General features: G+C 60.5%; 14 protein-coding genes. 8 read left to right on the top strand and 6 right to left on the bottom strand.

The annotated features are described in order from the left end of the window. Positions 1-84 precede the first annotated feature (84 nt). Complete coding sequence (locus ACMXYI_RS20330; RefSeq protein WP_415768779.1) at positions 85-930, bottom strand: oxidoreductase; 846 nt, start codon at positions 928-930, stop codon at positions 85-87. 114 nt (positions 931-1044) lie between these two features. On the opposite strand from ACMXYI_RS20330, the gene ACMXYI_RS20325 reads away from it, so the two are divergent. After that, a complete protein-coding gene (locus tag ACMXYI_RS20325) occupies positions 1045-1965 on the top strand; it encodes a LysR family transcriptional regulator (RefSeq protein ID WP_415768778.1) in 921 nt (306 codons plus the stop codon). 74 nt (positions 1966-2039) lie between these two features. Here ACMXYI_RS20325 and ACMXYI_RS20320 read toward each other — a convergent pair whose 3' ends face one another. Continuing rightward, the gene (locus ACMXYI_RS20320) at positions 2040-3398 is read right to left on the bottom strand and encodes an XAC2610-related protein (RefSeq protein ID WP_415768777.1); all 1359 of its coding nucleotides are present in this window, start codon (positions 3396-3398) and stop codon (positions 2040-2042) included. 181 nt (positions 3399-3579) lie between these two features. Between ACMXYI_RS20320 and ACMXYI_RS20315 the strand changes: the two genes are divergently transcribed. Continuing rightward, entirely contained in the window at positions 3580-4083 is a 504-nt protein-coding gene (locus ACMXYI_RS20315; RefSeq protein ID WP_415768776.1) for a VOC family protein, read from the top strand. Positions 4084-4118: 35 nt separating this feature from the next. Next, entirely contained in the window at positions 4119-4952 is an 834-nt protein-coding gene (locus ACMXYI_RS20310; RefSeq protein WP_415768775.1) for a helix-turn-helix domain-containing protein, read from the top strand. On the opposite strand, the gene ACMXYI_RS20305 is transcribed toward ACMXYI_RS20310, so the two are convergent. After that, positions 4949-5533 carry a LysE family translocator gene (locus ACMXYI_RS20305; RefSeq protein WP_415768774.1) on the bottom strand — a complete coding sequence of 195 codons (585 nt, stop codon included), beginning with the start codon at positions 5531-5533 and terminating at the stop codon, positions 4949-4951. The genes ACMXYI_RS20310 and ACMXYI_RS20305 overlap by 4 nt on opposite strands. Positions 5534-5703: 170 nt before the next feature. Between ACMXYI_RS20305 and ACMXYI_RS20300 the strand changes: the two genes are divergently transcribed. The 5 genes from ACMXYI_RS20300 (at position 5704) to ACMXYI_RS20280 (ending at position 10078) form a co-directional block, all read left to right on the top strand. Continuing rightward, positions 5704-6324: a LysE family translocator gene (locus ACMXYI_RS20300; RefSeq protein ID WP_415768773.1), complete on the top strand. Its 621-nt coding sequence runs from the start codon at positions 5704-5706 to the stop codon at positions 6322-6324. 73 nt (positions 6325-6397) lie between these two features. Continuing rightward, positions 6398-7438 carry a DMT family transporter gene (locus ACMXYI_RS20295; protein WP_415768772.1) on the top strand — a complete coding sequence of 347 codons (1041 nt, stop codon included), beginning with the start codon at positions 6398-6400 and terminating at the stop codon, positions 7436-7438. Between the two features lie 80 nt (positions 7439-7518). Beyond that, the gene (locus ACMXYI_RS20290; protein WP_415768771.1) at positions 7519-8601 is read left to right on the top strand and encodes a bifunctional transcriptional activator/DNA repair enzyme AdaA; all 1083 of its coding nucleotides are present in this window, start codon (positions 7519-7521) and stop codon (positions 8599-8601) included. Between the two features lie 42 nt (positions 8602-8643). Continuing rightward, complete coding sequence (locus tag ACMXYI_RS20285; RefSeq protein WP_415768770.1) at positions 8644-9456, top strand: isocitrate lyase/PEP mutase family protein; 813 nt, start codon at positions 8644-8646, stop codon at positions 9454-9456. A 4-nt stretch (positions 9457-9460) separates the two neighbouring features. Then, a complete protein-coding gene (locus tag ACMXYI_RS20280) occupies positions 9461-10078 on the top strand; it encodes a DNA-3-methyladenine glycosylase family protein (protein ID WP_415768769.1) in 618 nt (205 codons plus the stop codon). A 142-nt stretch (positions 10079-10220) separates the two neighbouring features. Here the strand turns inward: ACMXYI_RS20280 and ACMXYI_RS20275 are convergent, their stop codons facing one another. The 3 genes from ACMXYI_RS20275 to ACMXYI_RS20265 all read right to left on the bottom strand — a co-directional run bounded on the left by ACMXYI_RS20275 (position 10221) and on the right by ACMXYI_RS20265 (position 13430). Next, the gene (locus ACMXYI_RS20275; RefSeq protein ID WP_415768768.1) at positions 10221-11318 is read right to left on the bottom strand and encodes an extracellular solute-binding protein; all 1098 of its coding nucleotides are present in this window, start codon (positions 11316-11318) and stop codon (positions 10221-10223) included. A 2-nt stretch (positions 11319-11320) separates the two neighbouring features. Continuing rightward, positions 11321-12445 carry an agmatine deiminase gene (aguA, locus tag ACMXYI_RS20270; RefSeq protein ID WP_415768767.1) on the bottom strand — a complete coding sequence of 375 codons (1125 nt, stop codon included), beginning with the start codon at positions 12443-12445 and terminating at the stop codon, positions 11321-11323. A 100-nt stretch (positions 12446-12545) separates the two neighbouring features. Beyond that, a complete protein-coding gene (locus ACMXYI_RS20265; protein ID WP_415768766.1) occupies positions 12546-13430 on the bottom strand; it encodes a LysR substrate-binding domain-containing protein in 885 nt (294 codons plus the stop codon). Between the last annotated feature and the right edge of the window lie 47 nt (positions 13431-13477).

Here is a 13477-nt window from a genome sequence, read left to right as displayed (position 1 = left end):
AACTGCGTTCGCAGGGTTTACGACGACTTCGTCGCCGAACGCAGCCTCGCGGGCTCGGCAGCTGCTACACAGAGCGGGTGGGGCTTAGAAGTCGGTGGACACTGACAACTCGCGCCAGGCGTTCAGCTCGCCGGTGACGAAGGCGTTCTTGGCCTCGATGTAAGTCACCGAGTCCGTGCCCAGCGGAAGGCGCAGCGGTGGTTGCTCGGCCTCGACCAGGATGATCATCGCCTGAGCGAGTTTTTCCGGGTCGCCTGGCTGTTGCTGATTGACGGCTTTGGCCACCTTGCGCATTTCACCGGAGGTCGACGCGTAGTCGGCAATTGTTTCAGGGGACTCGACCAGAGAGTTGCTGTCGAGGAAGTCGGTACGGAAGTAACCCGGCTCGACCACGGTGACCTTGACGCCCAGCGGCGCCAGCTCGCCGTGCAAGGCTTCGCTCAATGCTTCGACGGCAAACTTGGTCGAGCAGTACACACCGTAACCCGGTGCCGACTGATAACCGCCCACCGAAGAGATGTTGATCACATGACCACGGCGAGCGGCGCGCATGTGCGGGAGGACGGCGCGCGTGACATTCAGCAAGCCGAAGACGTTGGTTTCGTACACGCGTCGCACTTCGTCGGCGCTGGCCTCTTCCACCGCGCCGAGCAAACCGAAACCGGCATTGTTGACCAGCACGTCGATGCGCCCGAAGTGTTCAATGGCGGCGTTGGCCACCGTAACGCCCTGGGCTTCGTTGGTCACATCAAGGGTGGCGGCCAGCAAGCCTGGCTGCTCGCCAAAACGCTGGGTGATGCTCCTGGCGTCACGGGCGGTGGCGACCACGGCGTCGCCATTGGCCAGCGCGGCGGCAGCGATTTTGGCGCCGATACCGCGAGAAGCGCCGGTGATGAGCCAGACACGTTTGAAGTTTTGGGCAGTGGTCATGTTCGCGAATCCTTGTAGGCAGTTGGGGTAAGCACAAGGTACGCAGGAACATTGGTTAGAAAAATGCCTTCGTGTTACAAGCACTATGAAACGCTCTTTCATAATGGCGCCGATATGAATCACGACCCTTTCGACGGTTTGACCGAGTTTCTCGCCGTCGCCGAGCACAAAAGTTTCACCCTGGCCGCGACTCGGCTAGCCGTTACGCCCACCGCCGTCAGCCATGCGATCAAACTCTTGGAACGACGTACCGGCGTGCTGCTGTTTCAGCGCACCACGCGCCGAGTGGCACTGACCGAAGCCGGCGCCAGCCTGTTTGCCCGCTTGCGTCCGGCGGCCAGTGAAATCGATGAAGCCCTGGCGGTGCTCAGCGGTTTCCGTGATCAGCCCATGGGCACGTTGCGACTCACCGTACCGCGATTGTCCGGCACGCTGTTGATGGAGCCGCTGATTCCGCTGTTCCGGCAGGCCTACCCGCAAGTCACCCTCGATATTTCCCTGGATGACGCCACGGTCGACCTGATGGCTGGCGGCTTCGATGCCGGGATTCGCCTGGGAGAGTCGATTGAAAAAGACATGATCGCGGTGCGTCTGACACCTGACCTGCAATGGTCGGTGGTGGGCTCCCCGGCGTACTTTGCCAAAGCAGGCAAACCGCTCATCCCGGAAGACCTGACCCGACATGAATGCATCGGCTTTCGCTTCTCGACCTCCGGCAGCGCGCATCGCTGGGAGTTTCGTCGCGAGGGTCGGGACTTCACCGTGGGCGTCGAGGGCGGCGTGATCGTCAATGACCGCCGATTGTTGGTGGCGGCCGCACGCAGCGGTTCGGGCCTGGCCTATGCCTGTGATCTGGAAATTGCCGACGAGTTGGCGGATGGACGCCTGGAACGGGTGCTGCAACCCTTTGTGCCACTCAGCTCGGCGTTGTACCTGTACTTTCCCAGCCGGACACAGACACAGCCGAAACTGCGGGCCTTTATCGATTTGGCCACCCGGTGGATCTCTGAAAAAGGAGGCCTGGGACGTCGCTGAACCTTCGCCTTCAGACCACGAGTATCCAGCTCGAAGTAGTCATACCGACCCGATCAAACGTCATTACGACTACATCAGGGTTGTTTCACATAAGCCGCGCTGTACTTCTGATACTCGCCAAAACCGGTCACTTCTGCAGCGCCATTGAGCAACTGCAGCCGAAACAGCGGATCGCCCTGGGGGTCCAGCGCGATGACAAGGTTGCCGGCGAGCAATGGATACTGATGATGGACTTCGACGGGCGGATCCTTGAGCTGAAAAATGCTCAGGTTGATGTCCGCCATCTCGGGGCCGTTGTCGATTCCCGGCAATATTTTGAGGGTCAACTCGCCGACACGCCGATCCTGGACATTGCTCACGAGGTAGCGCCCTTCTCGCTGACTGTCAGCAACCGGCTCAAGCTTTTGCGCGGCGACCTTGAACGCGGTCGGCCGCACATTGATGCTTAATTGACGAGAGCCGTTGATCCACGTGCCGGTCTGGCTGCCCTGCTCGTTCGGCGTGCCTTCGACGAACCAGTTGCCGATCATCTGACCGTCGTCGTCCAGTTCACGCAGAACGATTCCACCATCTTCGTAGGTATTGCCCACCAGCCGGATCGGTTTACCGCTGCCGGTCTTGCTGTAGCGAACTTCGCCAACATAGACATCACCCTGAAGTTGCCACCACAGCTCAACGGGGATCTTGTCATCGAGGGTGCCGCGCAACATGACGGGCGCTTCGCCGACGGGACCCTCGAGGCGACGACGCTCCGTCCACTGGCCAGATTTCAGTTCACGATCGGTAACGTCCACATAGCCATATGGCATGAACGGGTTGGCTTCCGACGGCTTCTGCACCACCTCTATTTTCTCGGCCACCATCACTGGACGGTTGTCCTGAATTTGCCAAGTCGCGCTCTGGCGCCAGCAGCAACCGCTTTTGGACTGGGTATGCAGGCGCTTGGTGACCGGGTCGATGTCGAACATGCCCAGATTTGCGTCACGGGTCAGAGCGGAAAAGGACGTGCTCAACACGAGCGTCGGGCTCTCGGGATCGAACAGATAGATGTCGTAGGAAGGGCCGCCATAGCCCGCTTCATTGCCATTGCGTACGGCAAGATCTTGTTGCCCGTCGAAATTGAAATCGCCGAACAACAGCAGACTTTGATCGGCATACGCCAGGTTGCGGTCGAACTCCGAAGCTTTGCGGCCTGGCTTGAACAGGGCGAACGCTTCGGCTGACTCGATGCGCTGCAGCACCTGCCCGCCGGCTCTTTCGCGCAACGTAATCAGCGCGGGAGCGCCGTCGAAAGTCTGGGTGGGCGGCTCTGCAAACAGCACGTCGATGACGTATTTCTGCGCGGGATCCGTGAGGTGATACGTCAGCGGTTCGGCACTCACCGCAGCGGCGGTCAGCAGACAGGAAACAGCCAATAAACGAGGAATAACCATGATGCAGAGCGTCCTTGCGGCAAACCAGGTCCGCAGTCTAGCGGCTATCGGGTCATGCCGACATTGTTGATTCCGTCGCCAAAGGAAACTCTTTCAACTTGTCGATCTACGGTACGGCCAGACGACCAGAGGCTGACTACGCTGAAAGTCCAGCCTGAGTAATCCGTAGAGGAGCGACGCCATGCACCGTGTTCAAAAACTCACGCCCTGCCTGTGGTTCGACGATCACGCCGAGGAGGCCGCGAAGTTCTACTGTGCAATCTTCGATCATTCGAAAATCACCGCCATTACCCACTACGGCAAGGCCGGTCAGGAGATCCACGGCAGACCCGAAGGCTCGGTGATGACGGTCAGTTTCGAACTGGACGGGCAGAGTTTTACCGGCCTCAACGGTGGTCCCGTGTTCACATTCAATGAGGCGGTTTCATTTCAGGTCAATTGCCATAATCAGGAAGAAGTCGACCACTTCTGGGGGCGCCTGTCCGCGGGCGGACCCGCTGAGGCCCAGCAATGCGGCTGGCTGAAGGACAAATTCGGCGTGTCCTGGCAGATCGTACCGGTGGCCCTGATGGACATGATGAAAGACCCTGACACGGCAAAATCCCAACGCGCCATGACGGCGATGCTGCAGATGAAAAAACTCGATATCGCGGCACTGCAACGAGCCTTTGACGGCGAGAGCTAATACACTTCGACGCTGACCTGCCGAGGACGCTGACCATGAAGCCCGCCGTTGCCAAAGACGCTGACAAAGCCCCGCGCTTCTGGCGCGACGACGCCCTGCCCTTCATCGAAGCCCGTTCCATCGCCGACGGCCGCGAGGTCTGCTACACACGGCATTCCCACGAGCACTTTTCCATCGGCGCGATCACGGCCGGGCGCAGTACCTACCTCCACGAGCAATCGGAGTTTCAGGTCAGTGCAGGCACCGTGGTGCTGATGAATCCCGGTGATGTCCACGCCTGCAATCCCATCGATGACGAGCCGTGGTCGTACCTGATGCTGTACGTCGAGACACCCTGGCTGACCGATTTGCAGCATCAGCTCGGTTTCAGCCAGGACTTGGCGTTTCGCCGGTTTTCCATCACCCACACTCACGACAGCGAGCTGTTTGCCGGCCTGAAGGGTTTGTACGACGTGCTGGTCGATGCGCAGCAAGATGTGCTGCGCAAGCAAAGCGCGGCCGTGGAGTTTTTCACCGACGTGCAGCAGCGGCTCAATCCGATCGATCAACCGCTGCGCGAGCCCAATTTCAAACTGGAGCGGGCGGCCGATTACATCCGCGACAACTGCACGCAACTGCTCAAGCTCGAAGACATTTGCGAGGCGGCTCAGCTATCGCCGTCCTATCTGATTCGTGCGTTCAAGCAGCATTACGGCATGACGCCCCACGCCTTTCTGGTCAACCGGCGCATCCAGTTCGCCCGCGATCAGCTGCGCAGCGGCAAGCTGATCGCCGATGTAGCGCTCGAAGCCGGGTTTGCCGATCAGGCGCATTTTCAGCGTGCGTTCAAACAGCATCTGGCGGCGACACCGGGGCAGTATCGCGGCTAAAACAACAGGTACACCGCGCTCGCGGCCAGCAGCAACGCCATGCTCCGATTGAACAGGCGCATGCCCGCCGGGTTACTCAGATAGCCGCGTAAAAACGTCCCGGCATAAGCCCAGCAGCCGACGGACAGGTAACAAATCACCAGATACACCGCGGCAAACTGCCAGACCAGCCGCGCCTCGCCATCCGCCACAAAAGCGCCCATGCCCGCCACACAGGCCAGCCAGGCTTTCGGGTTGAGCCATTGCATGACCGCGCCATACAGCATCGACGGTGCACGGCCTGACTCCTTCGCATCCAGATGCCCATTATCGGCGGCCAACTTGAAGGCCATGTACAACAGGAACGCCACACCCGCCCATTGCACCACCTGCGTCAGCGCTGGCCATCGCTTTAACGCCTCATGCAGCCCTAATCCCATCAACACCAACAACACGACGAAACCCAACGTCGCCCCGGCCACATGCCGTTGACTGGCGCGAAAACCAAACTGCGCACCGGAACTCAACGCCACGATATTCACCGGCCCTGGGGTTATCGAGGCCACCAGTGCAAACGCCGCCATCGAGATAATCAGACTCATCACAGACCTTCTTCTATTCAGTTGAACGAGGCCTCAAGGTAAAGAGCGACCTGATGGCTGTATTGAACAAAACACCCCTCAGCTGTACCGCGACCGACGTCCACCACTGTATGGGTCAAGCCACCCCACCCCTGTGATAAAAATACCGTTCCTGCTTTTGGAGACCCGTCATGGACCTCGCCACCCTCACCCTGTTTCTGCCGGCCTGCTTCGCCTTGAACATGGCGCCCGGGCCGAACAACTTGTTGTCGGTCAGCAACTCGACCCGCTACGGCTATCGCATCGCCTGTGTCGCCGGGATCGGTCGGCTGCTCGCGTTCGCCGGCATGATCGCCCTCGCGTCGGCGGGGCTGGCGGTGGTGCTGCAAACGTCGGAATTGTTGTTCTACGGGATCAAGATTCTGGGGGCGGCGTATCTGCTTTACCTCGCCTGGCAATTGTGGCGCGCCGATCCCGGGGCGGAAAACGTGGTAGCGGGCGCGCCGGTGGGGATGCTGGCGTTGGCGCGGCAGGAGTTCCTGGTGGCGGCCGGCAATCCGAAAGCGATCCTGATCTTCACCGCGTTCCTGCCCCAGTTCGTCGACTCGACCCAAGCCGTATCGCCGCAATTCGCCGTGTTGGGCGCGTTGTTCCTGGTGCTGGAATGGATCGCTATCGGCGCCTACGCCTACATGGGCCTGCACATGCGCCGCTGGTTCGCCGAACCCCGGGGCAAGCAGCTATTCAATCGTTGCTGCGCGGGATTGCTGTCGGCGGCGGCTTCGGTGTTGCTGATGGCGCGGCGGGCCTGAAGTTATGGATTGACGGGATGCAACGCAGGTTCAGACTGCGTTTGATCCCGTCTCAATACCCGACGAGCCTTGAATGAACCTGAACGTTGTCTACGCCCTTGGCGCTGCCGCTCTTTTTGGCGCGAGTACACCATTGGCCAAGTTGCTGGGCCTGAACCTTTCGCCGATCCTTTTGGCCGGATTGTTGTACCTGGGCAGCGGCCTGGGCCTGACGCTCGTCAGACTGTTGCGCGACCGAGGCTGGCAGCCCAGCGGCCTGAAATCGTCGGAGTGGCCATGGCTGATCGGTGCCATCGCTTTTGGCGGCGTGCTCGGGCCGGTGGCGCTGATGTTCGGTTTGACCCTGACCGCCGGCGCCACGGCCTCGCTGCTACTCAACCTCGAATCGGTATTGACCGCCGTCCTGGCCTGGGTGGTATTCAAGGAGAACGCTGACCGACGCATCGTCGCCGGAATGCTGGCAATCGTCGCCGGTGGCCTGCTGCTGGCCTGGCCCCAGAGCCCGGCGCAGTCACAGGGCTGGATCGGACCGTTGGCGGTCGCGCTGGCCTGCGTGTGCTGGGCGATCGATAACAACCTGACGCGCAAGGTATCGGCCTCGGATGCGCTGTTTATTGCCGGTATCAAGGGGTTGGTCGCCGGGGCGGTGAACTGTTCTCTGGCGCTGTTGCTCGGCGCAACACTGCCACACATTACAGTGTTGGCGCCTACGCTGATCGTCGGTTTCCTGGGGTATGGCATCAGCCTGGTGTTGTTCGTTCTGGCGCTTCGAGGCCTGGGCACTGCGCGTACCGGCGCCTACTTTTCCACGGCACCTTTCCTCGGCGCGGCAATCGCCATCCTGCTGCTGGATGAACCCGTCACGCTGACGTTTTGGGCCGCTTCGCTGTTGATGGGCCTTGGGGTATGGATTCACCTCAAGGAACGTCATGCCCATGAGCATCAACATGAGGCGCTCAAGCATGCTCATCGCCACGTACATGACGAGCATCATCAACATGAACATTCGTTCCAGTGGGACGGAACCGAGCCCCACAGCCACGAACATGAACACACGCCGCTGCGCCACAGCCATCCACATTTTCCGGACATCCATCACCGACATAACCATTAGGCAGTCCTCATGACGAATGACTGGAATTCCCTGTCGATTTTCCGGTGGAGGCGCTGGGCGACGCGTCTTATGCTCACCTCATGAACCTACAAAACGCTTTGCTTCCGCCCCACGCCGAGATGGTTCGCGCCATGCTCGAACGAGACACCGCCTACGAGGGGGTGTTCTTTACCGCGGTCAAAACCACCGGCATCTTCTGTCGCCCCAGCTGCACGGCGCGCAAACCGAAACCGGAGAACGTCGAGTTCTTCGCCCATGCCGAAGAGTGCATGTCGGCCGGCTACCGCGCTTGCCTGCGCTGCAAGCCGCTGGACGCGGCGGCCATTGCCCCGGACTGGGTGCAGCGGCTGCTCAAATCCGTAGACGCCGACCCCGAGCAGCGCTGGACCGATGCCCAGTTGCTGGCCGAGGGCATCGAGCCGCTGAAATTGCGCCGCTGGTTCAAGCAGCATTTCGGCATGACCTTTCACGCCTGGCTGCGCACCCGACGCCTCGGCATGGCGTTGGGCGGGATCAAACAGGGCGATTCCATCGACAACGCGGCGTTCGATTCAGGCTACGAGTCCCTGAGCGGGTTTCGCGATGCGTTTCAAAAGTCCTTCAACATCACGCCCGGCCGCGCCGCCAACAGCGAGCCGCTGCTGTTCACTCGCCTGACCACACCGCTGGGGCCCATGATCGCCATGGCCGAACGACGCGGGCTGGTGCTGCTGGAGTTTCTTGATCGGCCAGCGCTGACCAAGGAAGTCGAAGAATTGCAGAATCGATACGGCTATGCGGTCGCGCCAGGGCATAACGCGCATTTGCAGCAGATTGAAGCCGAGCTGACGCAGTACTTCGCCGGCAAACTCACTGACTTCAACGTTCCACTACACTTGCCTGGCAGCGATTTCGCCCGACAGGTCTGGGCCGAACTGGCGAAGATCCCGTACGGCCAGACCAGCACCTACGGCGCCATCGCGGCGCTATTGGGCAAACCCGGCGCCAGTCGCGCCGTGGGCCTGGCCAACGGGCATAACCGTCTTTCGATTGTTGTGCCCTGCCACCGGGTGATCGGCGCGGACGGCTCGCTGACCGGCTATGGTGGAGGACAACCGCGCAAGGCGTTCTTGCTCAGGCTGGAAAAAGCGGCGGTGCAGATCACGCAACAACTCGCATTCTGATCCCTCGCAGGTTTCTCAAATAGTCATAAGGAAGGACATTCGATGGACACGCTCGACAATCAATTTCACCAGTTGCACCAGGATGGCCTGCTGATTCTCACCAACGTCGGCGATGCCGCCGGGGCGCGAATCGTGGAGCAACTGGGCAGCAAAGCCGTAGCCACCAGCAGCGCGGCGGTGGCTTGGGCTCACGGTTATCCGGATGGCAACGCCCTGCCCCTTGAGCGCCTGATATCAACGGTCGAGTCCATCGCCCGGGTGATCTCGGTGCCGTTGACCGTGGACATCGAGGCCGGCTATTCCGATGACCTGACGCGGGTGGCCGACCTCATCGATGCGGTGATTGCCGCCGGGGCCGTCGGGATCAATATCGAGGACGGTGCGTCCCCTCCCGAGCTGCTGGTGCGCAAGATCGAAATCGCTCGGCAGGTTGCCAGCCGCCGAAATGTGAAGCTGTTCATCAATGCCCGCACCGATGTGTACCTCAAAAGTCTGGTGCCCGCCGAAGATCGCGTGGCAGAGACGCTCAAGCGTGCCGCGTTGTATCAAGCGGCCGGTGCCGATGGTTTGTTCGCGGCTGGCGTCACGGCTGAGTACGAAATCGCTGCGCTGTGCCAGGGCACTCCGTTGCCGTTGAACGTCCTCGGGCTCCCCGGCTTGCCATCGCCTGAAGAACTGAAAGCGCTCGGCGTACGTCGTTTGAGCGCGGGTTCACGCATCGCCGAGTTTCTTTATGGCGCCATGAGCGCACTGGCCAAGAGCTTTCTGGAAACAGGGACACTCGACAGCCGTGATCTGAAGGCCTTCACCTATGGCGAAGTGAACGCCCTGTTGGCGCCGTCCGGGAAAGCTTGACCCCATGCCCGACGCCTATCTGCCCGCCACCGAGTTTCTATCGTCCATCGATGAGGACTGGCGCCGCCACATCGCCGCCATCGGCCCTTGCCTGCATCAACCCCATGCGGCTCGCGATCCTTATGAGTCGCTGGTGCGGGCGATTGCCTACCAGCAACTGCATGCAAAGGCCGGGGATGCGATTGTCGGTCGGCTGCTGGCATTGTTTGGGACGGGCGCGTTCCCGAGGCCTGAACAGATTGTCGCGACCGGGTTCGATCAACTGCGCAGTTGCGGGTTTTCCGCCAGCAAGATCGCGACCATTCAGGGCATTGCCCAAGCGGCGCTGGACGGTGTGGTACCGGATTACGCGGAGGCAGTGGCAATGGATGATGAAGCGTTGATTGAACGCTTGATCACCCTGCGTGGTGTTGGGCGCTGGACGGTTGAGATGTTGCTGATTTACAGCCTGGAGCGACCGGATATTTTGCCGGCCGATGATTTCGGGGTGCGTGAAGGGTATCGGCGGATGAAGGGGTTGGAGGTGCAGCCGACGCGCAAGCAGATGATTGAGATCGGGTTGGCGTGGAGTCCTTATCGGACGGTGGCTTCCTGGTATTTGTGGCGGATGACCGGCAAGTAGACCGCGTTATCGTTCATCGCGGGCAAGCCCGGCTCCCACAGGGATCTTCTGTGAATACAAGTTTTGTATGCGACAACTATCCCTGTGGGAGCGGGCTTGCCCGCGAAGGCGTCAGACCGACAAGCACATCACCCAAAGCCGATTACAACCCCGACTTCAACCGACTGAACGCCCGAATCAACGCCCGGTTAAACGCCTTGCCATTGTCATTCTTGCTATACAACGAAGCCCTCACCTCAGCCGACGGATATGTCCCCGGGTCATTGCGAATCGCCGGATCAATCAAGCCGTCCGCCGCCGTAATCGCATTGGCGTAATGGATGGTGTCCGTGATTGGCGCAATCACTTCCGGCGTCATCAGATAATCCATCAACGCCAGTCCCGCCTGAGGATGAGGCGCATCCTTGGGAATGACCATCGCGTCGAACCAGATCAACGTGCCCTCCTTCGGTATCCGATAACTCAGCTTGAACGGCTTGTTCGCAGCCTCGGCCTGTCCGGCGGCGATGGCCACATTGCCGTTCCACGACATCGCGACGCAGGTGTTGCCATTGGCGAGGTCGCTGATGTTCAGGTCATTGTCGAAGTAGCGGATGTAAGGCCGGATTTTCGCCAGTTGCTGTTCGGCCCGTTTCAGGTCATCGAGGTTCTGGCGGTTGATGTCCAGCCCCATGTACTTCATGACCGCGGCGAAAACTTCGTTGGGATCGTTGAGTAAACTGACCCCGCAATCGGCAAATTTCGACACCACCGCCGGGTCGAACAGCATCGCCCAACTGTCCCGTGGTGCGTCGGGCAGACGCTGCTTGATTGCCTGTTCCTGATAGCCGACGCCGGTGGTGCCCCAGGCGTAGATCCCTGCGTAGCGATTGCCCGGATCGAACACCGCCATGTGCTGGCGGAACTCGTCACCCACGCCAGCAAAATGCGGCAGCTGTTGCGGGTTCAGGGTTTGAATTGCACCGCTCTGGATCGCCCGGGACAAATGCTGACCCGCAGTCAGCACCAGGTCATAGCCGCTACGGCCGGTGAGCAGTTTGGTCTCGACGGTTTCCAGGGAGTCGAAGTGGTCGGCCACCACGTGGATGCCGGTTTTCTTCTCAAAATTGGTCAGGGTGTCCGGGGCCAGGTACTCGCCCCAGATGTACAGATTGACCACCGGTTTAGCGGTGTCGGCGGCCTGCACACACAGGGGTGCGAGCACCAGCAGTAATGCTTGAGTCAGTTTGTGCAAGCCCATGATCAGACTCCCTTTTTGTTGCAGGCACTGCCGGCGTACTGCGGCATGGTGATGCACGCGACATTGCCGCCGCCGAGGAGGATTTCCCGAGAGTTTTCGATACCGACGATTTTGTGTTGAGGGAACAGTTCGGCGAGGGTCGCCATTGCTGCCTGATCGTTGCGATCGCCAAACAGCGGCACCACGATCGAGGAATTGCCGGCGTAATAGTTGATATACGAGGCACAGATTTTGGTCCCCGCCTGACGGGTGTGCGTGCTGTCTTGTTGATCCAGGCCTTCGGCTTCTTCAGCGGTCCATTCCAGCACGTCCGGTTGCGGCAGCTTGTGCACTTTCAGCTCGCGGCCACGGCTGTCGCGGGTGCTGCGCAGAATGTCGTAGGCCTCCTGGTAGATTTCCCATTGCGGGTCATCGCGATTATCGGTCCATTGCAGCACCACTTCACCGGGGCGCACGAAGCAGGCGAGATCGTCGACATGGCCGTCGGTTTCGTCGAATTTGCAGCCCCGAGGCAGCCAGATGATTTGCTCGGCACCGAGGTAATCGGTCAATCGCCGGGTGACTTCTTCCTTGCCCAAATGCTGGTTGCGATTACGGTTGAGCAGGCATTGTTCGGTGGTGAGAATGCTGCCCTGGCCGTCACTCTGGATACCACCCAATTCGGCAATCAGCGGCGCGCGGTAGCGGTCAAACCGTTCGATTTCGAGGATTTTGCTGGCGATCTGATCGTCCTTGTCCCACGGGTAATAGAGGCCCCCGTCGAGGCCGCCGTATGCGTTGAACTCGAAGTCCACGCCGCGCACCTCATCGCTGTCGTCATTGACCACAAAGCATGGGCCACTGTCACGGAACCAGGTGTCGTTGCAGGTCATTTCCACCACCCGCACTTGAGGCGGCAATTGGCGGCGGGCGGTGGCGAACTGCGCGGCGGAGGCGCACACGGTGACCGGTTCGCTGCGGGAGATGGCAGTGACGATCTGCACCCAGACTTTCTGCGCAGGCTTGGCGCCATTGCGCCAGACGTCGGTGCGCTCCGGCCAGCCGAGCCAGCAACCGGACTTGGTTTCGAACTCGCCGGGCAAACGGAAACCATCGAGTTTGGGTGTGGAGTCGAGCAAACGTGCCATGGTCAAACCTCATCAGCGGGGATTGGAATGACCACAGGCTACGGTCGCCGGCGCCCTCCTCGCCAACGATGATTATTTCGGAATACTTGAATTCAACTCATCAATCGATCAGTTGATCGTTGAACCATTCCAGCATCTGCGCCACTGCCGGGCGCTCCAATCTCACCCGTTCGCACACCAGCGCATATTGGCCCAGCGCAGTCATGCTGGAGGTGAAGGGCCGCACGAGCCGACCGCTGAGCAAGTCTTCTTGAGCCGTCAGGTTGTCGCCCATGGCCACGCCCTGCCCTTGGGCCGCCGCTTCCAGCGCCAAACCAGCGTGGGCGAAATACAGCTGCCGTTCCGGACGCTGATCGCCAGCATGGCTGGTGAGCCAGGTAGTCCAGGTCTTGCCGTCCTGATCGTCGTGCAACAGGCAGTGACGCGTCAGATCCTTCGGGGTTTTCAACGTGCCCTGGTTGAACAGTCCGGGGCTGCACACCGGGAAGAACTGCAAGGCCGGCAAGGGCCGGACAAAGTATGCGCTGCTGTCCACCGGGCCGGTGCCGTAAGTGATCGCCAGGTCGATGTCTTCGCCCGGCGCCGTGGCGTCGATCGGTTGTTCGTAGAGGTGCAAGGTGATGTGCGGATAGCGCGCGTAAAAATCCGTGAGGCGACTCATCAACCACTTTTGCGCCAGCTCGGCGGTCACCGCCAGACGCAACACCGCCAGCGATGACGGGTCGCGCAGCTCATCGCAGGCGTCACCGATCAGCTCGAAGGCCTGCTGCAAACTTTGCATCAGGCGTCCGGCGGCCATCGTCGGGCGAATCTGCCGGCCTTCACGGATGAACAACGTCACGCCCAATTGTTCTTCGAGCTGGCGAATCTGATGGCTGACCGCGCTGTCGGTGACGCACAACTCCGCCGCCGCCCGGCCGAAATGGGCGTGGCGGGCGGCGCATTCGAAGGTTCTGAGTGCTGCCAGAGAAGGCAGTCGTCGCATGGCAAAGGCTCCAATAGGAAGGCGCCCATGCTGCCCCGGCCATGGGT

The sequence above is a fragment of the Pseudomonas lyxosi genome, assembly GCF_047758685.1.
In the GTDB taxonomy this organism is placed as follows: domain Bacteria; phylum Pseudomonadota; class Gammaproteobacteria; order Pseudomonadales; family Pseudomonadaceae; genus Aquipseudomonas; species Aquipseudomonas lyxosi.
Note: the sequence above shows the minus strand (reverse complement) of the source record. Positions and strands in the feature narration are given on the sequence as shown.